The organism is Leucobacter albus (assembly GCF_039528015.1).
GTDB lineage: Bacteria > Actinomycetota > Actinomycetes > Actinomycetales > Microbacteriaceae > Leucobacter > Leucobacter albus.
On sequence record NZ_BAAAKZ010000013.1, the window covers coordinates 94949 to 117174 of the forward strand.

Consider the following 22226-nt stretch of genomic DNA (forward strand, 5'->3'; position numbering starts at 1 on the left):
TCGCTCAGCTAATCCGCGCGGCGATCTCGTCATCCATTGACCGGTGCGCGGCGGCCGTCTGGGTGATGAATTGCTGAATCTCTGTGAGCTTCTCGATTACCCGGTTCGCGCTCGCTGTGTACTCGGTGTAGGCGCCCTCGAACCGCTTCGAAGCGCTGTCGGTCACAAACCCAGAGCTCACGAGGCCCTGAATCTGCCGCTGCAGCTGCTGTAGCTTCGCGGTGATCTCATCACGCCCCGCGCCGAGCTGGGTCGCCGCTGTTTCCATCTCCTGGTACGAGATATTGATGTTTGCCATGTTCGTGCTTTCCAATCTGATTGTCAGATTGCGAAGAGCCCCCGGTTCGCAGGGCCAGCTGCTCGGCCGACCCGTCGCGCGGTGCGACCTCTTCAGCTTGACATTCAGCGGTGCAGCCCGCCAGCAATTTCACGCACATGTGGATAAATGAGTTGACAGACGACCCCCAGTCGGCTTCTCGATCACGCTGCGCTGACCCGGCGTCGGCCCGAGGCCCGGACACCCAGCACCCAGCTCAGCACCCAGCCCAGCCAGCACCCAGCCCAGCTCACCACCCAGCCCAGCACCCAGCCCAGCCCAGCCCAGCCCAACCCAGCCCAGCCCAGCCCAGCACCAGCAGAACGCCGGGCGATCCACCCAGCCAGGGCAGTATCTGCCGATTTCGCACCTATATTCGGCAGATCACCTATCGAGCGCAGCCACACGCACCCGAGCGCAGCCACACACACACACACACACACACACACACACACACGAAGCACACAACCGGCGGGCGCCGAGCAAAACTCCAGGCACCCGCCGGTCGCGAGAAAACTAGTTCTTGTACGAGCCGACGAGGCGCACAGCCCCGCCGTCGACACCCTTGGCGCCCTGCTCGAAGCCGGTGAAGTCGCGCGCGGCGGTAGAAACCGTCCCGACAACCCAGGGGTCGAGCCCCTCAGCGGTGAGCGCGGTCGCGACGAGCGGTGCCTTGTCTGCCGCAACGACGGCGAACATGCCGACGCCAAGGTTCCATGCTCCCTCGAGCGACTCGAGCGTGTGCCCGCCAAGGTCGGCGAGGTGCCGGAAGACGGGAAGCGGCGACCAGGTTGCGCGATCCACCTCGATCCACGAGCCAACGGGGAGCACGCGCGCGAGGTTCGCTGCGATGCCACCGCCCGTGACGTGGCTAAGCGAGTGGATTGCGCCTGCCGTCGCGGGGTCTTCGAGCACGCGCAGCAGCGGTGCCGTGTAGAGCGCGGTCGGCGTGAGCAGCGCTTCGCCGTAGGTCGCACCGAGCTCAGCCGAGTGCTGCTCGTAGCCGATGCCCTTGTCGGTGAGAATGTGACGCACGAGCGAGAACCCGTTCGAGTGCAGGCCAGAGGCCGCCATCGCGATGACGACGTCGCCATCAGCGACGAGGCCGGGGTGCAGCATCTTGTCTGCCTCAACGACGCCGGTTGCCGCGCCGGCAACATCGTAATCATCTGGCCCGAGCAGGCCGGGGTGCTCAGCGGTTTCGCCACCAACGAGGGCAGTGCCGGTGGCCTCGCAGGCCTCGGCGATGCCGCGCACGATATCTGCGATGCGCTCGGGCACGACCTTGCCGCACGCAATGTAGTCGGTCATGAACAGGGGCTTCGCGCCGACCACGACGATGTCGTCGACGACCATCGCGACGAGATCTTGGCCGATGGTGTCGTGCTTGTCGATCGCCTGGGCGATCGCGACCTTCGTGCCGACCCCGTCTGTGGACGAAGCGAGCAGCGGCCGCTTGTAGCCCAGCAGCGCAGACGCGTCGAACATGCCGGCGAAGCCACCGACCCCGCCAAGCACCTCCGGCCCGTGGGTGCGCTGAACGGCCGACTTCATGAGTTCGACAGCGAGGTCTCCGGCGGCAGTGTCAACACCGGACTGGGCATAGATCGACGAGTTTTCGCTCACATCACTAAGGGTACCCTGCCTGGGGCCACGCTTTCGGCACTCGATTCGCCGAGAGAGCGTTCACTCATCGTTTACGGGGCGCAAGGTGTGGGAAACTATTAGCTGCGTCGTCTGGCGCCAACACCTACCCAGTGGAGCGAACTCGCAACATGTGCGGCATCGTCGGCATCGTCTCGTCTGAAAACGTCAACCAACAGATTTACGACAGCCTCCTGCTGTTGCAGCACCGCGGACAAGATTCCACGGGCATCGCAACGCTCGACGGCGATCATTTTCACACCGTGAAGATGAAGGGCCAGGTGCGCGAGGGCTACCGCACCCGCGACATGCGCATGCTCATGGGCAGCGTCGGCCTCGGCCACGTGCGCTACGCCACCAAGGGCGACGCAGCCCGCGAAGAAGAGGCGCAGCCGTTCTACGTCGGTGCCCCCTACGGCATCATCCTCGTGCACAACGGCAATCTCACGAACACCCGCGAGCTCACGGCCGAGCTCTACAACGTCGATCGCCGTCACCTGAACACGCACTCCGACACGGAGCTGCTGCTCAACGTGCTCGCGAACGAGCTGCAGACCGGCATCGCTGGCCTGTCGCTCGACGCCGACCAGGTGTTCGACGCTGTGTCGCGGCTGCACGATCGCGTCGAGGGCTCGTACGCGGCAATCGCGCTCATTGCGGGCTACGGCCTCGTCGCATTCCGCGACCCGAACGGCATCCGCCCGCTCGTGCTCGGCCACCGGCTCTCGGAGACCGGCCAAGACGAGTGGGTCGTCGCCTCCGAGTCGCTCGTGCTCGAGTCTGGCGGCTACGAGATCGTGCGCGATGTCGAGCCCGGCGAAGCGATCCTCATCTCTTCCGACGGCACGATGGTGTCGCGCCAGTGCACCAAGAACACGCAGCTCGTCCCGTGCGCGTTCGAGTACATCTACCTCGCGCGCCCCGACTCCGTGCTCAGCGGAATCTCCGTCTACGACGCCCGCCTGCGCATGGGCGATGTGCTCGCGGAGCGGATCCGCGAGGAGCTGCCCGGCGTGAACATCGATGTGGTCATGCCGATTCCCGACTCGGGACGCCCCGCCGCGATGCAGCTCGCGCGCAACCTCGGCGTTGAGTACCGCGAGGGATTCTTCAAGAACCGCTATGTCGGCCGCACCTTCATCATGCCCGGCCAGTCGGTGCGCAAGCGCAGCGTGCGCCAGAAGCTCAACGCGATGCACATCGAGTTCAAGGGCAAAGACGTGCTGCTCGTCGACGACTCCATCGTGCGTGGAACGACCTCGCGCGAGATCGTCGAGATGGCGCGCGCCGCCGGTGCCCGCTCGGTGATCTTCGCGTCTGCGGCTCCCCCGGTGCTGTTCCCCCACGTGTACGGCATCAACATGCCGTCGCGCGAGGAGCTCATCGCGCACGGTCGCACGCCGGCCGAGATTGCCGCAGAGCTCGGGGCGGATCACCTGATCTACCAGACGGTCGAGGGTATGAATCGTGCGATCCTCGCCGGCCAGACAGACGTCACCAAGCTCGAGGAAAGCTGCTTCACCGGCGAGTACATCGCCGGCAACATCGACGAGGAATACCTCGCCTGGATCGAAGCCACGCAGACGAGCTAGCGGGCACGCCGGGCCCCGGCCCGGGCCCTATCTCCCTGCCAGGCATGTGGCACTTGTTGTCGCCTGAGTCGCAAAATGGCGACAACAAGCGCCATATAGGCCATCGCCGCTACCTCGTGGTCACAGCGCGCACGGCCGAGACGCACGGCCGAGATGCACGGCCGAGATGCACGGCCGAGACGGGGGCCGCTGCCCCACCAACGCAAAAGCCGCCCGGCTCAACGAGCTGGGCGGCTTATCGCGGGTCAGACGGGGCTAATCAGGGTTACTCAGGCTTCTTCGGGCTCTCAGGGTCGGCACCGGGAGTGCCGTCTGTGCCCGCGCCATCTGCCGTGCCCGTCGTGTCGTCGTCCGAGCGAACTTCCTTCTTCAGAATCTTCATCGACTGGCCCAGGCTCTTCGCGAGCGCGGGGAGCTTCGGAGCGCCGAACAAGAGCAGCACAATAAAGACAATGACGATGAGGGTAGGGCCACCCATATTGCCGAACATGACGAATGCACTCCTCGCTAGTTAACGCTTGCATCAAAACTACCGCAGTTCCGAAATGCGCGCGCGACAAAGCCTGAGAGCGCATGCAGCCTCGCGGGCGGCTGAGCACCCAAGCGACACCCAGGCGGCCAGCTCCCCAGGCGGCGAGTTTGCCACGGCGGCGAGTTTACCCCTGCGGCTAGTTCGCCCCTGCGGTGCCGCCCGGCTTCGGCTGCTCGGCGGCGGCGGCAGCTGCGGCCGTGGTTTCGCCATCAACCGCGCCGGCCCCGTCGTCGTCCGAGCGAACTTCCTTCTTCAGAATCTTCATCGACTGGCCCAGGCTCTTCGCGAGCGCGGGGAGCTTCGGAGCGCCAAACAACAGCACCACGATGAAGACGATAACGATGAGGTGTGCGCCGCTCAGTCCCTGCAACATGACGAGCCCCTTTCAATACGAACTGGCTGATTATTGCACAGCCGGCTGCGTGTCAGCCCTGCTCGCCTTCACTGGGCGTCGCTGGCTCAGACTCATCATCGTTATGGGCTACGCCCTCGCCGACCACGGTCGTGTGCTCGATCACAGCCGTGCCGCGCTTACGCTTCGCGACAGCAGAAAGAATGAGCGCGAGCACGCCGCCGAGCGTGAGCCCAACAGCGCCGCCGATAAGCAGCATGAACCCGGCGATCTGCCCCACTGTGTAGAGCGCCCCCTCGGGCACCTTGAACAGCGTCGTCACGAGGCCGCCGACGACGGCGCCGATGATCGCGCCGACAATCAGCAGTCGCCCGATGCGCACCGATCGCTGGAGTTCGACGGTCTGCTGAGTTTCGCTTGACATACGGCTATTGTCTCAGGTTTCGCCCGCCGGTTTCTTCACGCTCGCCTCACCGCGGCCGCCGCACAACGGGGAGCAGCCCGTCGAGATTCGCGCGCGACCCCGAGGCGAGCACCCTGGCAGCCGCCGTCGCATCGCCCCAGCTGAGTCGGCCGGTCGCGATCCCGATCCACGTTTCGGCATCCATCTCAATCACATTCGGCGGCGTGCCGCGCGTGTGAGTGAGGCCGCCAACGCACTGCACGGCACCGTAGGGCGGAACGCGCACCTCGACGCTCTTTCCCGGTGCGAGCTCGCCGAGCTCCTCAAGCAGAAACCGCACTGCGGTCGCGATATCGGCGCGCGCGGTGCTGCCCGCTTCGACGGCGGCGAGCGCTGCGAGCCCGGCTGCCGGCTGAATCCTGCGTCTGGCCATCTGCCCAGACTATCCTTGAGGGGTGAAGATTCTCGTCTTGGGGCCGGGTGCCCGCGAACACGCCATCGTCTTGTCCCTGCTCTCGGAAGAGGCCCCGCACCAGATCGTGTGCGCGCCCGGCAACGCCGGCATCGCGGCGAGCGGGGTCGAGACCGTCGATCTCGCGTTCACTGATCCGGTCGCCGTGACGAAGTTCGTGGCGGATCGCGGTTTCGACCTCGTCATCATCGGCCCCGAGGCGCCGCTCGTCGCAGGCGTGGCCGACCCGCTGCGCGAGGGCGGCGTTCCCGTCTTCGGCCCGAACGCCGACGCGGCCCAGCTCGAGGGTTCGAAGGCCTTTGCGAAGCGCATCATGGACGAGGCGGGGGTGCCAACGGGCCGCGCCGCGCACGTCGCGAGCGCCGCCGACGCGGGCGCCGTGCTCGACGAGTTTGGCGCCCCCTACGTGGTGAAGGCCGACGGGCTCGCTGCGGGCAAGGGTGTGCTCGTGACCGAGGATCGCGACGCCGCGATCGCCCACGTCGCTACCTGGGCCCCGCACGGCGAGGTGCTCGTCGAGGAGTTTCTCGACGGCCAGGAGGTCTCGCTCTTCTTCTTTGCCGACGGCAAGGACGTGGTCGCGCTCACGCCGGCGCAAGACTACAAGCGCATCTTCGACGGCGACCAGGGCCCGAACACCGGCGGCATGGGAGCGTACTCGCCGCTGCCGTGGCTACCGGGCGGCACCGAGGCCTTCGTCGAGGAGATCAAGCAGACCGTCGCGATTCCCACCGTGCGCCAGCTCGCAGCCGAGGGCGCGCCCTTCATCGGGCTGCTCTACTGCGGCCTCATCGTCACCCCGAAGGGCGTGCGCGTCATCGAATTCAACGCACGCTTCGGCGACCCCGAGACCCAGGTCGTGCTCGCGCGGCTCGAGTCGCCGCTGAGCGAGTACCTGCTTGCGGCCGCCGAGGGCGACCTGGCGCGGCTGCCCGAGCCGACGTTCTCAGACGAGCCCGCGATGATCGTGGTGCTCGCGAGCGAGGGTTACCCGGGCGACGTCGCGACGGGGCGCGAGATCACCGGCCTCGATGCCGCTGCCGCGGTGACGGGAGTGCACCTGGTGCACGCGGCTACGGCGCGCACGCAGGCGGGCGGGTGGATCGCGACCGGCGGGCGTGTGCTCGGCGTCGTGGCGCGCGGATCGGGCTTCGCAGAGGCCCGCGCCCGGGCCTACTCCGCGCTCAACGAGATCGACCTCGAGGGCGGGCAGTTTCGCACCGACATCGCAGAGCGCGTGGCGTAGCTCGCGGTGGTCGCTGCGCTCATACGGCCCGCTCACGGGACCTGCAGCGCCCACGGCACCAGCTGCACCCATGGCGCCAGCTGCGCCCACGACACCAGCTGCGCCCACGACACCAGCTGCGCCCACTAGGCAATCTGCCGCCAATAGGCCAGAATCAAGCGATTCTGTGCTGCGGGCCGCGGATTACATATCGAGCGCAGGGGCTTTCGAGCGACCCTATGGGGCGACCACGCGGGGCCTGGACGGAGCCTGGGCGCCGCCCAGCAGCGGGCATAGCTCTCGCTGTAGGCTACGGGGCGGCCACGCGGAGCCTGGGCGCTGCTCGGCAGCGGCCGTGAGCCTCGCTGTGGGCTAGGGTTTGCCGCCCTGTTCGCCACGTATGAGGCTGTCGAAATCAGGCTCGGGGTTCGGCTCGGGGTTCGGCGCAGACTCGGGCTCGGCCGCTTCTGGCTCGGCCACGTCTGCCTCAACCGGCTCAGGCGCAGCTAGCTCGGGGTCGGTCGGCTCGACGGCCTCGGCATCGGACTCGGTCGACCCGGGCTCGGCGGCATCAGCAGCCTCGAACTCAGCAGCGCCGGACTCAGCAGTCTCCGGCTCGTCAGCCCCGGGCTCGTCAGCAGCATCAGCCACCGGCTCGGCGGCCCCGGGCTCGTCAGCCACGGGCTCGGCGGCATCCGCCGCCCCGGCGTCGGGCACAGCGGGGGAATCGTTCTCCACAGGCACTACCTGCTGCGGCGCAGCCGCGGGAGCCGCACGCCGCAGCACCTCGGCGAGGTCGCTGAGCAGGTCGATCCAGCTCTGCTGGGCATCGGCGGTGCGCTCGAACGCGTCGGGGAACAGGCCGAACCCGGTTTCGGTCACAATGATGTCGGTCTCTGCGGCCTGCGACCTCAGCGAGATGAGCACTGCCGTCTCGTGCTCGTCGGCGCCGTCGCGCCACCGGAAGCCGAGCGCGTGCCCATCGATGAACACATCGATCGCCCCGACGGCGCTTCTGCCAGCGGCCTCTGACCCCGTTCCGTCGACCCACTGCTCAGAGATCGCACCGCCGAAGACGGCCTCGAGTTCGGCGTCGGGCCACCAGCTTGCGCGCAGCTCCGGGTCGACGATGTAGCTCCATGCAAGCTCTCGCGCAGCACTCACACGCACACGCGCAATCACCGGTCCGACAGCAGCCATGACACTCGCCCTTCACTCTGTTCCCATCATCATATTCGCGCACGGCGCCCGCCGCCCGGCGAGCGGTCACACGCGATCCGCCCACGCCGCCCGGCGAGCGGTCACACGCGATCCGCCCACGCCGCACGCCAGCGGCTACGCATCGCCAAGCGCGGGGTGGGAGAATGGTCGAGTGAACGCTCTTCCCACTCCCCTCGCGCTGCCCGGCTGGACCCACACCTACTCGGGGAAGGTACGCGACCTGTACGTACCCGAGGGCGCCGACCCCGCGACCTCGCCCTACCTGCTTGTTGTCGCGAGCAACCGGGTGAGCGCCTTCGACTTCGTGCTCGAGCCACCGATTCCGGGTAAGGGCGCGCTGCTCACTGCGCTGTCGAATTGGTGGTTCTCGCGAATCCCGCTCGCGAACCACCTCGCGACCGACGGCGGAGCCCCCGCGGTGCCCGAGGCTGTGGCAGACCGCGCGGTCGTCTCGCGCCGCCTCGACATGTACCCCGTCGAGTGCGTGGTGCGCGGGGCGCTCACCGGCTCGGGGCTGCTCGAGTACCAGCAGACGGGAGCCGTGTGCGGCATCGAGCTGCCGGCCGGCCTGAGCGACGGCGACCTGCTCGACGAGCCGATCTACACGCCGGCGTACAAGGCGCCGTACGGCGAGCACGACGAGAACATCACGTTCGAGCGCTCCGTCGAGCTCGTCGGCGCCGACGTCGCGACGGCGCTGCGCGATGCGTCGCTCAAGATTTTCACCGAGGCGCGCGAGCTCGCCGCCGAGCGCGGGGTCGTGCTCGCAGACACGAAGTTTGAGTTCGGCAAAGACCCCGTCACCGGTGAGCTCGTGCTCGCAGACGAGGTGCTCACGAGCGATTCGTCGCGCTACTGGGATGCCACGGCGTATTTCGACGAGAGCCTCTCAGGCTCCGCGAAGCTCGCATCGTTCGACAAGCAGATCGTGCGCAACTGGCTCGCTGCAAACTGGGATAAGCAGGGCGAGCCCCCAGTGCTCCCCGGCGAGATCGTCGCCCAGACCCACGGTCGCTACCGCGAGCTCTACGTGCGCCTCACGGGCTCGGAGCCCGACTTCGCGCCGCCCACCGCCTGAGGCCCCCGGGCCGCTTCAACACAGCGGCGCCCACAGCCTGAGCACCCCTGCGCCGGTTCAACCCAGCGGCGCTACAGCCCCCTGGCGAGCCGCGCAAACGTGTCGGCAACCGGCTCCGAGCGGGCGCTCCGGTAGCCTGTGCCAGCCCACAGGTGCAGCCTGTCGCTGTCGCCAGCTGCGCCCGCCCGCCCGCGCAGCTCGCGCGTGAGGTGGTGCACCGCTGGGTAGGCCGTGATCTCGTGCGGGCCGTGGCGGTCGATAAAACCGTTGCGCAGGGCCCGCGCCGGGCGGCCAGTGAACGCGCGCGTCCCCACCGTCTCGGTGAACTGCTCAGCGGTAAGGGCGGCGCGGTGCGTCGGCGACGTGCCGGCTTCGTCGGTGCGCAGCAGCATGGTGCCGACGGCAACAGCCGAAGCCCCGCACGCAAGCAGCTCCCGCACCGCCTCGGGGCCGTCGACCCCGCCGGCTGCGATGAGCGGCAGCCGGCTCGCGGGTCGCACCTCGGCAAGCACCTCGGCATGCACGGCCGCCAGCACCGCGGCGGTGGCCGCATCGGCTATCCGCCGTCGCGGATCCCACGTCGCAGAGTGCCCACCGGCACGCGGGCCCTGCACGACGAGCGCGTCGACCCCGGCGTCGGCCGCCGCCCGGGCCTCAGCAGCGGTCGTGACGGTTGCAAGCACCGCGGATCCGCCCCGCCGTAGCGCCGCGATATCGCGCGCCGCGGGCAACCCGAACGTCAGCGACACCACCGGCACCGGGTGCTCGCGCAGCAGCGCCATCTTGGCGCCCCAGTCTTCGACGTCGGCGACCGGCACGGGGTCGAGCGGCACCCCGTAGGCCGCTGCCTCCGCCTCGAGCGAGGCCGCGTAGGCCGCAAATGCGGCCCGGTCGACGCGCTCCCGCGCAGCCGCCTTGGCGCGCGCGCTGTCTGGCACGAACAGATTCACGCCGAACGCGTCGGTCTGCTCGCGGAGCGCGTCGACCTCGGCGGCGAGCCCGGCAGCGGTCTTATACCCACCTGCGAGAAACGGGAACGCCCCGGCCGCGCTCGCCGCGCCTGCCAGCGCGACGGTCGTCGCCCCGCCAGCCATCGGGGCGGCGACGAGGGGCAGTTCGCTCGGCAGAAAACCGGGGGTCATGCGGTTACTCCTTGGCATTCGTTGGCGGGGGCTGCTCCGGGTGAAGCGGCGCCTATAGCCAGGGTAGACTTGATCTGCACGCATCCCGTTAATTCCGCGAACCTGGAGGCACTCCTTGCCCACGATTGTTGTTGATGTCATGCCCAAGGCCGAACTCCTCGACCCGCAGGGTAAGGCGACGACGGGGGCGCTCGAGCGCCTCGGTCACGGCAAGTTTGAAAACGTGCGGATCGGCAAGCGCTTCGAGCTGACCGTCGAGGGCGACGTTACCGACGAGGTGCTCGCAGAGGTGCGCCAGGTGGCCGACGAGATTCTGTCGAACTCGGTCATCGAAGACGTCGTCGCGATCTCCGTCGACGGCACCGCGGTCGAGGCACGCTAATGGCGACCCGCATCGGTGTAGTCACCTTCCCCGGTTCGCTCGACGACCGCGACGCGCAGCGCGCCGTTCGCCACGTCGGCGCGGAACCCGTTGCGCTCTGGCACGCCGACCACGACCTGCAGGGCGTCGACGCGATCGTCTTGCCAGGCGGCTTCAGCTACGGCGATTACCTGCGCCCCGGCGCGATCGCTGCGCTCGCCCCGATCATGACAGAGATCGTTGAGGCGGCCGGCAAGGGCATGCCCGTGCTCGGCATTTGCAACGGCTTTCAGATGCTCGTCGAGGCGCACCTGCTGCCCGGCGGGCTGATTCGCAACGCGCACCAGCAGTTCATTCGCCGCGACCAGCGCCTCGTCGTAGAGAACGCTTCGACCGCCTGGACGAATTCGTTCGAGCAGGGCCAGGAGATCACCATTCCCCTGAAGAACGGTGACGGCGGCTACATCGCGAGCGACGAGACCCTCAAGCAGCTCGAGGGCGACGGCCTCGTCGCATTCCGCTACGCCGGTATCAACCCGAACGGCTCGCTGAACGACATCGCCGGCCTCACGAACGCCGCCGGCAACGTCGTCGGCCTGATGCCGCACCCCGAGCACGCGATCGAGGAGGGCTTCGGCCCGAACACCCCGGCAGCGATGCGCTCGGGCGTCGACGGGCTTGCGTTCTTTGAGAGCGCGCTCAGCGCGATCTCGGCGCGGGTCTAGGGGTTTTCGGGGGCGGATCGGCGGCTTTCTGACGCCCCGCCCGCGCGGGCTCGCGCACGCCCGCACGCCCGCACAATCACCAAGTCGATGTCAGTTTGCCCCAGAAATCTCCGCTGTCGCGGGGGTTGAGTCGGGCAAACTGACATCGACTTTTGTGTGCCAGGGGTGGCGGGGTCGGGGCCCGGCCGTTACACCCTGTAGTAGATCGCCACCTTCTTGCTCTCGTGCTCGATGACCTCGACCTCGGTGCCGAACACCTGCTCGAGCACCTCGGGCGTCATGATCTCGTCGGGGGTGCCAGAGGCGACGAGACGGCCGTCGGCGAGCGCAATGATGCGATCGGCATAGGCAGAGGCAAAGTTCACGTCGTGCACGACGAGCACAATCGTCTTGCCGAGAGCGTCGGCTGCCGCGCGCAGCTGCCGCATCATGCCGGCGGCGTGGCGCATGTCGAGCCCGGTGAGCGGCTCGTCGAGCAGCACGTAGTCGGTGTCTTGCGCGAGCACCATCGCAACGAATGCGCGCTGGCGTTGCCCGCCCGAGAGCTCGTCGATGAATCGATCTTCCATGCCGGCGAGGTCGAGGAACGCGATTGCCGCGTGGATAGCACGCCTGTCGGCCTCGGTCGTGCGCCCCGCCGAGTGCGGGAAGCGCCCGAAGGTGACGAGCTGGCGCACCGTGAGCCTGGCCATGAAGTGGTTCTCCTGGCGCAAGATCGAGACAACCTTCGCAAGCTCCTTCGGCTTCGCCTGTGTCACGTCGAGCCCGCCGACAGTGACGGTGCCTGCGTCGGCGCCAAGGAGCCTGCCGATGATAGTGAGCATCGTCGACTTGCCAGCGCCGTTCGGGCCTATGAGCGCGGTGATGCCACCCGGCTCGATCGCGAGGTCGATCGGGCCGAGCACTCGCTTGCCGGCGTACTCTTTGCCGACGGAGGTGAGCTGAATCAACGCAGCCCCTTTCTGAGCAGAACGATGAGGAAGAGCAGGCCGCCAGCGAACTCGATGATCACGGTGACGAGGCCACCCGCCGAGAAGATGTGCTTGAGCACGAACGTCGCGCCGATAAGCGTCACGAGCCCGATGCCGATCGCCAGCGGGAGCACCTCGCCGTGTGAGTCGTTTCGGGCGAACTGGTAGGCCAGCGTCGCGACGAGGAAGCCGTAGAAGGTCATCGGCCCAACCATCGTGACAGACACCGAGATCAGCACGGCAACGAGCACGAGGATCGTGACGATCTCGCGCCGGTAGTTCACCCCGAGGCTGACCGAGGCCTCGCGGCCAAGCGCGATCACGTCGAGCACGCGGCGCTTGCGCCACACATAGATGAGCACTCCGAGCGCGATCGCCGCGGCGAACGGCAGGTAGGCGGTGTTTGCCTGGCCGATGCTGCCGAAGAGCTTCGCGCTGAGCACGTCAAACTCACTGGGGGTGAGCAGTCGCTGCATGAACGTCGACACGGAGCCGAAACCGATGCCGAGGACGATGCCGACGAGCAGCAGCAGGTGCAGGTTTGCGCGCTTGCCCGAGAACAGCCACCCATAGAGCGCCGTCGCGAACAGCACCATGAGGCCGCTCTGGGCGAGAATCTTTGGGATGCCCTCGAGCCCCGCCGCAGCCGACCCGAAGACAAACACGAGCGCGGTCTGAGTGAGCACGTAGAGCGCGTCGAAGCCGAGAATCGACGGGGTGAGAATGCGGTTCGAGGTCGCGGTATGGAACAGCACTGTTGCGACTGCCTGGCAGACGGCGACGAGCGCGATCGTGCCGAGCGAGGCGAAGCGCGAGCGCACGATCACCCAGTAGCCTGCGCTGCCCGGGTTGGCCGGGTTCGCATAGACGAGAATGGCGATCGCGAGCGCGATTGCCACGCCGTACACAATGACGAGCGGGAGGGCGCGCTTCCAGCGGGGCTCGGCCGGGAGGGGCTCTTCCGGGAGCAGCCCCACCGGGCTGAGCATTTCGATGTTACGCACGGGAGCGGCTCCTCAACAGAATCGCGATGAAGACGACCGACCCGACCATGCCGAGCACCATCGAGACGGGCACTTCGAACGGCATGCGAATCGTTCGCCCGATGAGGTCACACACGGTCACGAGCGCGATGCCCCCGAGGCACACCCACGGCAGGTTGCTGCGCACGTTGTCGCCGCGCAGCATTGCGACGATGTTGGGCACGACGAGCCCGATGAATGGGAGGAAGCCGACGACGACGGTCGTCACGCCCGCCGCGATCGCGACGAGCGCGGTGCCCGCGATCAGGATCGTCTCGTAGCGCACCCCGATGCTCGTTGCGACGTCACGGCCGAGGCCAGCAACGGTGATTCTGTCGGCGAGCAAGAACACGAGGATGGTGACGATCGCGACGATCCAGAGCACCTCGTAGCGGCCGCGCACGACGCTCGTGAAGCTGCCCATGAACCACGTGCCGACCATCTGCAGCAGGTTGAACTGCACCGCAAGGAAGGTGGTCACCGCGCTCACGACCGCTCCGAGCATGATGCCGATGAGCGGCACAACGAGGGTGGATCGAATCACGATGCGGCGCAGAATCAGCATGAACGTCATGGCGCCAACAAACGCGAACACACTCGAGACGACCATGCGCCCGACCAGCCCGAAGTCTGGCACGAGCAGCGTGGTCAGGAGGAGCCCAAGCGCCGCCCACTCTGTTGTGCCCGAGGTTGTCGCGTCGACGAATCGATTTTGCGTGAGCATCTGCATCACGAGGCCACTCGCTGCCATGGCGGCACCCGCGAGCAGTAGCGCCAGGGTACGCGGCACGCGCGTGATCCAGATCATTTCACTGCCGAGCTCGCCCTCGGAGATGTCGTACACCCCGACGAGCAGCGAAACGACGAGGAGCCCAGCGACCCCGAGTACTGCGAGGGCGAGTGGCCACCACTTGGCTCGCGGCGCCTCGGCGATCTCTGGCTCGGAGGGTGCGGCCGGGGTGGCCACGGTGCCGCGCACCGGGGCCTCCCCGCCGTTCACGCGAGAGCGCCCGCTTCTCGAAGCGGGCGCTACTCCACCACCGTCGCCGGAGGCACTGTGCTGGTTACTCATGCAGCTTTGAAGGCATCCCGAATCTGGGCGAAGAGGCCCGTGTACGCCTGAATGTCTTCGGTGAGGTAGAAGTTCGCGTCAAGGTAGACGATCTGCTTCTTCGACACTGCGGTCACGTTCTGCAGCGCCTCCGAGCCCGCAATGAGCTCGTCTGCCGGCGCCGAGCCCGGCTCGAGGTCCTCTGGAGCGAACGATGCGTCGCGGTCGAGCACGATTGCCCAGTCGGGGTTTGCTGCCGCGATCGCCTCGACGGAGATGTCGTCGCCGTGCGAAGTGTCTTCGGCCTCCTGCTCAATGGCGGGAACGAGGCCGAGGGCCGGGAATACCGGGCCGACCGAGCGGCCGGTGTTCGCCGCAACGTACTCGACCTTGCCGCCCGAGGTGATGAGCCCCATAACGGTGTCGGTGCCGTTGTAGGCCTCCTTGGCCTCGGCGATGGTCGAGTCGAGCTTCTCGTTCAGCTCGGTCGCCTCGTCTTCGTGGTCGAAGATCTGGCCGAGAATCGTGGTGCTGCGCTTGAGCTCGCTCATGAGGTCTTCGCCCTCGCGGGGCGAGAAGTCAAGCACGACCGCATCGGGGTTCTGCGCCTTGATGTCTTCGTACTGGCTGCTGAAGCGGTAGCCAGCGATGATCACATCGGGCTCCGCTGCGACGATGACCTCGAGGTTTGGCTCGCGGTGGTTGCCGACGTCGATCACTGACTCGTTGTCGACATAGTTCGGCCAAACGGAGCCCATGATGCCCTTGGGGGCAGCGGCAAGCTCGACATTCCAGCTATCGAGCGTCTCAAAGACGTGGTTGTCAAGCGCGACGACAGTCTCGGGGTTCACAGGAACTTCAACGGTTCCGTAGTTATCAGTAATCGAGACAGTCGACGCGCCTTCGGGCTTGGTCTCAGCCTCTTCAGCCGGCGAAGAGCTGCAAGCGGAGAGGACGAGCGCGGCGCCCGCAGCCATGGCTGCGAGGCCCACAAGGCGCGGCCTGCGGGAGGTTCGGAGAGTCACGGTAATGAATTCCTTTGAGTGGGGGAGGTTCATGGCGCACCAACTTCCGGTCGGAAGCGAAGAGGGGCCTCGAGCGAGCCCGTGCACTGGGCATCATTCCGCCGTTGGACCCTGCTTAGGCAAGCCTAACCTTGAATTCATCTGATGTTCAAGCCATTCGGCCAAATATCATTCTGACCAGCACATCTTCCCGCGAGGAGTTACTCCGGCAGCGCGAACCCATAGGTGAGGAGCCGCAGCGGGCTCCCATCGGCGAGCGTGATCTCGCGTTCGCGGTCGCGCAACCGGTCGAACCCGAGGCGCTCGTACAATCGCCAGGCGGCCCCCATGAGCGGGCTCGTTTCGAGCGTCAACCCGCTCGCACCGCGAATCGTCGCGAGTGCGATGCTGTGCTGGGTGAGCAGCGCCCCAATTCCCCGCCCCCGCGCGGCACGCGAGACACCGAGCAGGCGAATGTCCATTTCGCCACTGCGCGCAACGCTCGTGAGGAGCTCACGGATCCGCGGCGTCGTAACGGTTCCGAGCAGCTCCCCGCTCGCGCAATCTTCGGCGACCCACACCTGGGAGGTCGCCACCCGCCCCGCGACATCCGCGATATCCGCGAGATAGGCGGGGTCGAGATGGGCGTAGTCATCGCGATACGCGGCGAGCACGAGGTCGCTGACCGCGGAGATCTCGTCGGGGCGGATCAGCCGCACCCGCACATCATCGCGCCCCTGCAGTGGGTATCGATAGCTCAGAGAGCCGCCGTAGCCTGCGCTGGGCACGGCCTCGTCAAGCTCAGGGGTGCGCTCAAAACCGAGCCGCTCGTAGAGGTGCTGCGCTGGGTTCTTCACCCCGGTGTCGAGCCGCAGCGCCGTTGCGCCCCACCCGAGTGCCTCTTCAAGCCCCGCACGCACGAGCGCGGCGCCGTACCCGCGGCCCCGCACACGGGGGGCCACGGCGACGAGCCTGAGCTCGGCCTCGCCAGGGCCAGCGAGCTTCGCGAACGAGCTGCCGTGTCTGAGCACAGAGGCGGCCCCGACCATTTCGCCCTGCTCCTCAGCGATGAGCACGCGGCCGGCTGCATCGCGGCCGGCCGTGTCGCGTTCGACCCGGCCCCAAGCTTCATTTTGCGCGAGCTCGGGCGCATATGGCCCTGCCGCGTAGGCCGCATGCAACAGCGCGGCCTCTGCCGGGTACTCGTCAGGGTGGATCGGGCGAATCAACGGGACATACTCGGCATTCACCCAGCAATTCTAGTGCCGCCGGAAAACCTGTCGCGCGCAGGCCGAACCCGGGCACTCGGGAGGCTAGAACTTGGGTGGCAGCGGTGCGCCGGGCACCGAGAAGTCAGGTTGGCCGTCTGCTCGCGCCGGGATCGGGCGCCCGTCTGCGAACGTCGGCCACGGGAGCAGCACCTCGGACGGGGCCGCCTGAGCTGGCTGCTGGGCTGGCTGCTGAGCTGGCTGCTGGGCGGCCTGTGCCGCGTGCTGTTCTCCCGCGGCCTGCTGGGTGACCTGGGGCACGGGGCCTGGAGCCGGGGCAGCCGGGGCGACATACGGCGGCACTGGTTGAGCTTGCTTCGCAGCAGCGCGCTTCGCGGCTCGGGCTTCTGAGTTGTTTGCCCAGCGCAGCAGCAGCGTGATCGAGAGCCCGAGGGCGGTGAGAATCAGCACGGCCGTCGCGATCTTCCAGTAGAGATCGGGGATGCGCAGGCTAAACGCCTCGATACCGACGGGGGCGGTGAAGAGAATGCCAGACAGCACCGCGAGCACGCTCGTGGCAAAGGCGAACCTGTTCCCCGCGTCATCGCGTTCGTCGCCGAGACGCAGCAGCACCTCGCAGCACACGATCACGAGCCGCGTCACGAGAATCACGAGGAACGACTTCCAGAAGATCTCGAGCATGAGCGTGTACGAGTTGTACGGCGTCATCCAGATCACGACGAGCAGCAGGCCGAGGATGTAGGTATTCGCGATGAGCGCGACCGGGGCATACCACTCGTTCGTGCGTTCCCGACTCGTGTCGATAGCGGTGAGCACAACAAAGACCGCGAACAGCGCAAACGTCGAGAAGACTCGTTCGAACCTGCCCTCGAAATCGCCAATAAACAGCAGGGAGATAGACGCGAGGGTCAAGCCGATAAGCAGAATGATGCTCACCCGCAAGAACATCGAAAGCTTCTTCTTCACCGGCGCGACGGCCGCATGATCGATCGCGGGCGCGACTCCCTCAGGTGCGGCGGCGGTTCTCGCGTCGCCCGCGCTGGCCTGCTGCGGTGTGTGGTTCTCGCTCATAGTTCTCAGTCTGTCACCTGTGGGCTGCAAACTGCCAGAAATCGTTTCGCAAACACCATTCTCTACGCCCGCTCCTGCCGCGGCAGCGGCGGGATTTTCTCGGTACGAAAGCCGCGTAGACTGAGGGGGTGACTGACTTCGCTGCCTCTTCATCCCGCCCCGATACGGTTGCCGACGCGGCCGCCACCCCCGAGAAAGAACAGCCATACGCTGCTCTCGGGCTTAAGCCAGACGAGTACGACAAGATCCGCGAGATCCTCGGCCGCCGCCCCACCTCGGGCGAGCTCGCCATGTACTCGGTCATGTGGTCCGAGCACTGCTCGTACAAGTCGTCGAAGATCTACCTGCGCCAGTTCGGCAAGAAGGTCAACGACAAGATGAAGGAGCGCCTGCTCGTCGGCATGGGCGAGAACGCCGGCGTTGTCGACGTGGGCGAGGGCCTCGCGGTCACCTTCAAGGTCGAAAGCCACAACCACCCCTCATACATTGAGCCGTTCCAGGGCGCCGCGACCGGCGTCGGCGGCATCATCCGAGACATCATCTCGATGGGCGCGCGCCCGGTCGCTGTGATGGACCAGCTCCGCTTCGGTGCAATCGATGACCCCGACACCGCACGCGTCGTGCACGGCGTCGTCTCGGGCATCTCCTCGTACGCGAACTGCCTCGGCCTGCCAAACATCGGCGGCGAGACCGTGTTCGACGGCGTCTACCAGCAGAACCCGCTCGTGAACGCGCTCGGCGTCGGCGTGCTCCGCCACGAAGACCTCCACACCGCGAACGCGTCGGGCCTCGGCAACAAGGTCGTGCTCTTCGGCGCCCGCACCGGCGGCGACGGCATCGGCGGCGCGTCGATCCTCGCCTCTGACTCGTTCGACGAGGGCGGCCCGACCAAGCGCCCCGCAGTGCAGGTCGGCGACCCCTTCGCCGAGAAGGTACTCATCGAGTGCTGCCTCGAGCTATTCCAGGGCGAGCTCGTCGAGGGCATTCAAGATCTCGGCGCGGCAGGCATCTCCTGCGCGACGAGCGAGCTCGCAGCCAACGGCGACGGCGGCATGTTCATCGAGCTCGACAGCGTGCTGCTGCGCGACCCCTCGCTCACCGCCGAAGAGATCCTCATGTCAGAGAGCCAGGAGCGCATGATGGCGATCGTCGCTCCCGAGAAGCTCGACGAGTTCCTCGCGGTCACCGCGAAGTGGGACGTCGAGACGAGCGTGCTCGGCGAGGTCACCGACACGAACCGCCTCATCATCAACTGGCGCGGCGAGGAAATCGTGAACGTCGACCCGTCGACCGTCGCCGTCGATGGCCCCGTCTACGAGCGCCCCGTCGCCTACCCGACGTGGATCGACGCGCTCCAGGCAGACTCCGTGAACGCGGCCGGCCTCGCCCGCAACGACTCGGGCGACGCGCTGCGCGAGCAGCTGCTCGCCGTCTCGTCGTCGCCGAACCAGGCAGACGTGTCGTGGGTCACGAACCAGTACGACTACTACGTCGGCGGCAACACCGCACTGTCGTTCCCCGACGGCGCCGGCATGATCCGCGTGAACGAAGAGACCGGCCTCGGCATCGCGATCTCGACCGACGCAAACGGCCGCTACTGCCAGCTCGACCCCTACGCTGGCGCGCAGCTCGCGCTCGGCGAGGCGTACCGCAACGTCGCAACCTCGGGGGCGGTTCCGACCGCCGTCACCGACTGCCTGAACTTCGGCAGCCCCGAGAACCCCGAGGTCATGTGGCAGTTCTCGCAGGCCGTCGAGGGTCTCTCAGACGCGTGCCTCTCGCTCGAGGTGCCCGTCACCGGCGGCAACGTGTCGTTCTACAACCAGACCGGCGACACCCCGATTCACCCGACCCCCGTCGTCGGCGTGCTCGGCATCATCGACGACGTCGCCCGCCGCATCCCGTCGGGCTGGCAGGATCAGGGCGAGAACCTCTACCTGCTCGGCGTCACCCGCGACGAGCTCGACGGCTCGGCCTGGGCCGAGGCCGTGCACTCGCACCTCGGCGGGCTCCCCCCGAAGGCTGACCTCGACGCAGAGCGCACGCTCGCCGAGCTGCTCCACGCGGCGAGCCAGGGCGGGCTGCTCTCGGCCGCTGTCGACCTGTCGGAGGGTGGCCTCGCGCAGGCCGTCGTCGACGGGGCGCTGCGCTTCGGCATCGGCGCCCGCGTGTGGATCGAAGAGATCATGCAGCGCGACGGCGTCGACGCGGTCTCGGCACTCTTCTCGGAGACCCAGGGCCGCGTGCTCGTCGCGGTTCCCCACGAGGAAGACGTGAAGTTCCGTGGACTCTGCGAGGGTCGCAACTACCCGGTGCTGAAGGTCGGCGTCACCGACCTCGCGGGCGACGACGCTGCGATCGAGCTGCAGGGCCGCTTCACGCTGCCACTCTCGGAGCTGCGCGCTTCGGTGCAGGCCACGCTGCCGGCCGCGTTCGGGCCGGTCATCGCGGAGTAGTTACAACTAGCGACGTAACCTCTCGCTGAATACGAACACGGGCCGGGCGATTTTCGCCTGGCCCGTGAGATTTTCCGGGGCGCCGAGCGACCAAACACGTGCGTTCTAAGGCAAATTTGCCTCAACGACTCGCGAGGCATGGATTCTGAGTCACCTGCAACGACCCGACCCTCACCAGTCACGAACAATCGACCATAAGGCAACAAAAGGAGTTTATTTATCAAACCTGTATAGCTAATTTCACAGTAATAGTCTACTCTTTTAGTGCCGAGCTCATCATTGAGTCTTGTACTGTAGTTGAGAGACAACAACTGGCCACGGCAGTTGGCCCAGAGAATTCGCGAGTGAAGCCGAACCGACGCTCTATGGGAGTTTTGTGGCCGATCTGAACGCACTTGATTCTTCGTCTCTGGCTACAGTTAGCTTGACGCTCAGACCATTGGAATGAACGTCAAATTAGCGGTCAGGAGACGATGTGTTTTCGAAGCAAGATCCCAACGCGGCCAGTCGCACTCCTCGCAAGAAGGTTGTCGCCTCGGCAGCTGTAATCGCGGTTGCGATGGTGTTCCTGAATGTCTCACCCGCCAACGCCTATCAGCTGACGGGATGCAAGTTTCCTCAGCGAATCATGTATGTGGAATCAAGCGGCGTCCCGAGCGGAAAATGGAGCGAATCGTTAGGGTCTGCAATAACGCAGGTCAGAGATCGCACAAATGCTACGTTGATCTCGCGTTCTACCGGTCAGATAAGCACAGAAGCCAGGCTCTACGGCAACACAGGCTGGAATGCCCAAGCGACTTGGTGGTGCTTTTTGGGTGCTACTTCTTCAGCGAAGATCGAGATGAATCGGTCAGCCTCAGAGATGGCTAATGGCACGGCCGCCCGGGTATCCCTAACCTGGCAACACGAGTTTGGTCACGCACTCGGATTAGCCCACATTGATAACACCAGTCGCGTCATGTATGGAAAGGGCACCCAGACGCCTTGGAACCTCGGGATCCGGAATCTTACCGCCGGTGATATCCGCGGAATCAACGCACTTTACTGAGAGATTCGAGGAGAGGATATGTCCAGTTTAAGAAGAGGGTTCACAGTATTCGCTCTGGTCGCGCTGTCAACTGCGTTGGTGTCGGGTTGCACCCAACAGCGAGCGAACTCTTCGTTCGATCGCGAGCAAATCTATGCGTCTGCAATCGAAATGCGTGAGGACAGTGACCTTGTTGCGATCGGCACAGTTAATCAAATTCGTGAGGCCCAGGACATCGAGGGCTCCGACACAATCATCACTATCTCTGAGGTCGATATGAAGGAAGTCGTGAAGTGGGACGACAAGGTCGATTCAAGAATTGGTGATGTCATCGAAGTACGACAGTTCGGGAGCAAAGATTCTGGGAGTGCTGCGCCCCCCGTCACACTTCTCGAAGCAGGAAAGACGTACCTTCTCTTTCTCACTAGTTCAGGATTGGGCGGGGAGCTTGCTGCTCAGTACTACGTCACTGGCGCTAGCGCTGGCCTGTACGAACCTCGCCAAGATGTGCGCAGATCCGGCCAGCCCGACTTGCTGAGTCTGGAGTTCAAACAGGTTGATCCTACCGAGGAAGAACCTGCTTTGGTCTCAGTAGTACCGAAAGACATTGGTTAGGCCCGCATCTTCTTCCACCAAGTTGTTGAGCAGACGCTTTCGGTAGGGCGCGCGTGGGTCAAACCGGAGCAGGCGCAGGGCTATCTAGGAGCGCGACTGCAGGGGCGGAGCAGGATAGCTTTCACTCATAACCAATTGCGGTCATGGGTGATGAAAGAGCTCTACGTGGCTGAGCATCGACAAATCGTACTGTCGCTACTTGAGCAGCGCTCCTAGCAGCACGTCGATATATTGGGAGGAAGCAGGTCACTAGCGCGAAATTCATGCCGACCATATCTCAGAGACCCAGGGACGCGTGCTCGTCGCGGTTCCCCACGAGGAAGACGTGAAGTTCCGTGGACTCTGCGAGGGTCGCAACTACCCGGTGCTGAAGGTCGGCGTCACCGACCTCGCGGGCGACGACGCTGCGATCGAGCTGCAGGGCCGCTTCACGCTGCCGCTCTCGGAGCTGCGCGCTTCGGTGCAGGCCACGCTGCCGGCCGCGTTTGGCCCGGTCATCGCGGAGTAATACGCCGCGGCCCGGGGCCCGTGCGGCCCGGGGCCCTCGGTAGCCCGGCGCAAACGGGGAGGGTGTCACCAAGTTGGTGACACCCTCCCCGTTTGTGTTGGGACGCCAGCACTGCGCGGCCGCAGTGGCGGCCCTGCGCTGCATTCCCTCGGCGATCCACCACCAATAGCACCGAACCGGCGGCCTGTGACCGACCCTGTGCAGATTAC

At 66.1% G+C, this 22226-nt stretch carries 22 protein-coding genes and 1 pseudogene; 9 read left to right on the plus strand and 14 right to left on the minus strand.

Translation table 11 applies throughout. The features are described 5' to 3' along the window. Window positions 1–4 precede the first annotated feature (4 nt). Window positions 5–298: a WXG100 family type VII secretion target gene (locus ABD115_RS13560; RefSeq protein ID WP_343961735.1), complete on the minus strand. Its 294-nt coding sequence runs from the start codon at window positions 296–298 to the stop codon at window positions 5–7. Window positions 299–832: 534 nt separating this feature from the next. After that, window positions 833–1942 (minus strand): phosphoribosylformylglycinamidine cyclo-ligase, encoded by a 1110-nt coding sequence (gene purM / locus ABD115_RS13565; RefSeq protein WP_343961737.1) that lies wholly within the window; start codon window positions 1940–1942, stop codon window positions 833–835. Between the two features lie 149 nt (window positions 1943–2091). Between purM and purF the strand changes: the two genes are divergently transcribed. Next, the gene (gene purF, locus ABD115_RS13570) at window positions 2092–3552 is read left to right on the plus strand and encodes an amidophosphoribosyltransferase (RefSeq protein WP_343962075.1); all 1461 of its coding nucleotides are present in this window, start codon (window positions 2092–2094) and stop codon (window positions 3550–3552) included. Window positions 3553–3817: 265 nt separating this feature from the next. On the opposite strand, the gene tatA (ABD115_RS13575) is transcribed toward purF, so the two are convergent. From tatA (ABD115_RS13575) to ABD115_RS13590, 4 genes are all read right to left on the minus strand, one after another. Then, window positions 3818–4030: a twin-arginine translocase TatA/TatE family subunit gene (gene tatA, locus ABD115_RS13575; RefSeq protein WP_343961739.1), complete on the minus strand. Its 213-nt coding sequence runs from the start codon at window positions 4028–4030 to the stop codon at window positions 3818–3820. A gap of 190 nt (window positions 4031–4220) precedes the next feature. Then, entirely contained in the window at window positions 4221–4457 is a 237-nt protein-coding gene (tatA, locus tag ABD115_RS13580) for a twin-arginine translocase TatA/TatE family subunit (protein WP_343961741.1), read from the minus strand. Between the two features lie 52 nt (window positions 4458–4509). Further along, window positions 4510–4860 carry an MFS transporter gene (locus ABD115_RS13585; RefSeq protein ID WP_343961743.1) on the minus strand — a complete coding sequence of 117 codons (351 nt, stop codon included), beginning with the start codon at window positions 4858–4860 and terminating at the stop codon, window positions 4510–4512. Window positions 4861–4906: 46 nt separating this feature from the next. After that, window positions 4907–5272 carry a sterol carrier family protein gene (locus ABD115_RS13590; RefSeq protein WP_343961745.1) on the minus strand — a complete coding sequence of 122 codons (366 nt, stop codon included), beginning with the start codon at window positions 5270–5272 and terminating at the stop codon, window positions 4907–4909. Between the two features lie 22 nt (window positions 5273–5294). Here ABD115_RS13590 and purD point away from each other — a divergent pair, with 22 nt between their 5' ends. Continuing rightward, the gene (gene purD / locus ABD115_RS13595) at window positions 5295–6557 is read left to right on the plus strand and encodes a phosphoribosylamine--glycine ligase (RefSeq protein ID WP_343961746.1); all 1263 of its coding nucleotides are present in this window, start codon (window positions 5295–5297) and stop codon (window positions 6555–6557) included. Between the two features lie 351 nt (window positions 6558–6908). Here the strand turns inward: purD and ABD115_RS13600 are convergent, their stop codons facing one another. Beyond that, window positions 6909–7736: an SRPBCC family protein gene (locus ABD115_RS13600; RefSeq protein ID WP_343961747.1), complete on the minus strand. Its 828-nt coding sequence runs from the start codon at window positions 7734–7736 to the stop codon at window positions 6909–6911. A 172-nt stretch (window positions 7737–7908) separates the two neighbouring features. Here ABD115_RS13600 and ABD115_RS13605 point away from each other — a divergent pair, with 172 nt between their 5' ends. Next, window positions 7909–8835, plus strand: coding sequence for a phosphoribosylaminoimidazolesuccinocarboxamide synthase (locus tag ABD115_RS13605; protein WP_343961749.1), 927 nt, complete (start codon window positions 7909–7911; stop codon window positions 8833–8835). Between the two features lie 71 nt (window positions 8836–8906). Here the strand turns inward: ABD115_RS13605 and ABD115_RS13610 are convergent, their stop codons facing one another. Further along, window positions 8907–9977 carry an NAD(P)H-dependent flavin oxidoreductase gene (locus ABD115_RS13610; RefSeq protein ID WP_343961752.1) on the minus strand — a complete coding sequence of 357 codons (1071 nt, stop codon included), beginning with the start codon at window positions 9975–9977 and terminating at the stop codon, window positions 8907–8909. A 115-nt stretch (window positions 9978–10092) separates the two neighbouring features. Here ABD115_RS13610 and purS point away from each other — a divergent pair, with 115 nt between their 5' ends. Both purS and purQ read left to right on the plus strand, forming a co-directional pair. Next, the gene (gene purS / locus ABD115_RS13615) at window positions 10093–10359 is read left to right on the plus strand and encodes a phosphoribosylformylglycinamidine synthase subunit PurS (RefSeq protein ID WP_343961754.1); all 267 of its coding nucleotides are present in this window, start codon (window positions 10093–10095) and stop codon (window positions 10357–10359) included. Further along, the gene (purQ, locus tag ABD115_RS13620; RefSeq protein WP_343961757.1) at window positions 10359–11063 is read left to right on the plus strand and encodes a phosphoribosylformylglycinamidine synthase subunit PurQ; all 705 of its coding nucleotides are present in this window, start codon (window positions 10359–10361) and stop codon (window positions 11061–11063) included. The genes purS and purQ overlap by 1 nt, the downstream gene beginning before the upstream one ends. Window positions 11064–11251: 188 nt before the next feature. Here the strand turns inward: purQ and ABD115_RS13625 are convergent, their stop codons facing one another. From ABD115_RS13625 to ABD115_RS13650, 6 genes are all read right to left on the minus strand, one after another. Beyond that, window positions 11252–12013 carry an iron ABC transporter ATP-binding protein gene (locus ABD115_RS13625; RefSeq protein ID WP_343961759.1) on the minus strand — a complete coding sequence of 254 codons (762 nt, stop codon included), beginning with the start codon at window positions 12011–12013 and terminating at the stop codon, window positions 11252–11254. Beyond that, complete coding sequence (locus tag ABD115_RS13630; RefSeq protein ID WP_343961761.1) at window positions 12010–13038, minus strand: iron chelate uptake ABC transporter family permease subunit; 1029 nt, start codon at window positions 13036–13038, stop codon at window positions 12010–12012. Before ABD115_RS13630 ends, ABD115_RS13625 begins: the two co-directional genes overlap by 4 nt. Continuing rightward, the gene (locus tag ABD115_RS13635) at window positions 13031–14035 is read right to left on the minus strand and encodes an iron chelate uptake ABC transporter family permease subunit (RefSeq protein ID WP_382389525.1); all 1005 of its coding nucleotides are present in this window, start codon (window positions 14033–14035) and stop codon (window positions 13031–13033) included. Before ABD115_RS13635 ends, ABD115_RS13630 begins: the two co-directional genes overlap by 8 nt. A gap of 89 nt (window positions 14036–14124) precedes the next feature. Beyond that, window positions 14125–15132, minus strand: coding sequence for a siderophore ABC transporter substrate-binding protein (locus ABD115_RS13640; protein ID WP_343961762.1), 1008 nt, complete (start codon window positions 15130–15132; stop codon window positions 14125–14127). Window positions 15133–15332: 200 nt separating this feature from the next. Next, the gene (locus ABD115_RS13645; protein WP_343961765.1) at window positions 15333–16361 is read right to left on the minus strand and encodes a GNAT family N-acetyltransferase; all 1029 of its coding nucleotides are present in this window, start codon (window positions 16359–16361) and stop codon (window positions 15333–15335) included. Between the two features lie 63 nt (window positions 16362–16424). Beyond that, window positions 16425–17411, minus strand: a complete 987-nt coding sequence (locus tag ABD115_RS13650; protein WP_343961767.1) for a hypothetical protein — start codon at window positions 17409–17411, stop codon at window positions 16425–16427. A gap of 128 nt (window positions 17412–17539) precedes the next feature. Here ABD115_RS13650 and purL point away from each other — a divergent pair, with 128 nt between their 5' ends. The 4 genes and pseudogenes from purL to ABD115_RS13670 form a co-directional block, all read left to right on the plus strand. Continuing rightward, window positions 17540–19867, plus strand: coding sequence for a phosphoribosylformylglycinamidine synthase subunit PurL (gene purL, locus ABD115_RS13655; protein WP_343961769.1), 2328 nt, complete (start codon window positions 17540–17542; stop codon window positions 19865–19867). Between the two features lie 475 nt (window positions 19868–20342). Beyond that, window positions 20343–20915 (plus strand): matrixin family metalloprotease, encoded by a 573-nt coding sequence (locus ABD115_RS13660; RefSeq protein WP_343961771.1) that lies wholly within the window; start codon window positions 20343–20345, stop codon window positions 20913–20915. An 18-nt stretch (window positions 20916–20933) separates the two neighbouring features. After that, a complete protein-coding gene (locus ABD115_RS13665; RefSeq protein WP_343961773.1) occupies window positions 20934–21509 on the plus strand; it encodes a hypothetical protein in 576 nt (191 codons plus the stop codon). A gap of 277 nt (window positions 21510–21786) precedes the next feature. Next, window positions 21787–22017, plus strand: a pseudogene (locus ABD115_RS13670) (hypothetical protein); the annotation flags it as partial. Window positions 22018–22226 lie beyond the last annotated feature (209 nt).

What these genes read in the sequence shown, in the direction of transcription:
- ABD115_RS13560 (WP_343961735.1), bottom strand. Translation starts at nt 298, where the DNA reads ATGGCAAACATCAATATCTCGTACCAGGAGATGGAAACAGCGGCGACC.
- purF (WP_343962075.1), top strand. Translation starts at nt 2,092, where the DNA reads ATGTGCGGCATCGTCGGCATCGTCTCGTCTGAAAACGTCAACCAACAG.
- tatA (WP_343961739.1), bottom strand. Translation starts at nt 4,030, where the DNA reads ATGGGTGGCCCTACCCTCATCGTCATTGTCTTTATTGTGCTGCTCTTG.
- tatA (WP_343961741.1), bottom strand. Translation starts at nt 4,457, where the DNA reads ATGTTGCAGGGACTGAGCGGCGCACACCTCATCGTTATCGTCTTCATC.
- ABD115_RS13585 (WP_343961743.1), bottom strand. Translation starts at nt 4,860, where the DNA reads ATGTCAAGCGAAACTCAGCAGACCGTCGAACTCCAGCGATCGGTGCGC.
- ABD115_RS13590 (WP_343961745.1), bottom strand. Translation starts at nt 5,272, where the DNA reads ATGGCCAGACGCAGGATTCAGCCGGCAGCCGGGCTCGCAGCGCTCGCC.
- ABD115_RS13600 (WP_343961747.1), bottom strand. Translation starts at nt 7,736, where the DNA reads ATGGCTGCTGTCGGACCGGTGATTGCGCGTGTGCGTGTGAGTGCTGCG.
- ABD115_RS13610 (WP_343961752.1), bottom strand. Translation starts at nt 9,977, where the DNA reads ATGACCCCCGGTTTTCTGCCGAGCGAACTGCCCCTCGTCGCCGCCCCG.
- purQ (WP_343961757.1), top strand. Translation starts at nt 10,359, where the DNA reads ATGGCGACCCGCATCGGTGTAGTCACCTTCCCCGGTTCGCTCGACGAC.
- ABD115_RS13650 (WP_343961767.1), bottom strand. Translation starts at nt 17,411, where the DNA reads ATGAGCGAGAACCACACACCGCAGCAGGCCAGCGCGGGCGACGCGAGA.
- ABD115_RS13665 (WP_343961773.1), top strand. Translation starts at nt 20,934, where the DNA reads ATGTCCAGTTTAAGAAGAGGGTTCACAGTATTCGCTCTGGTCGCGCTG.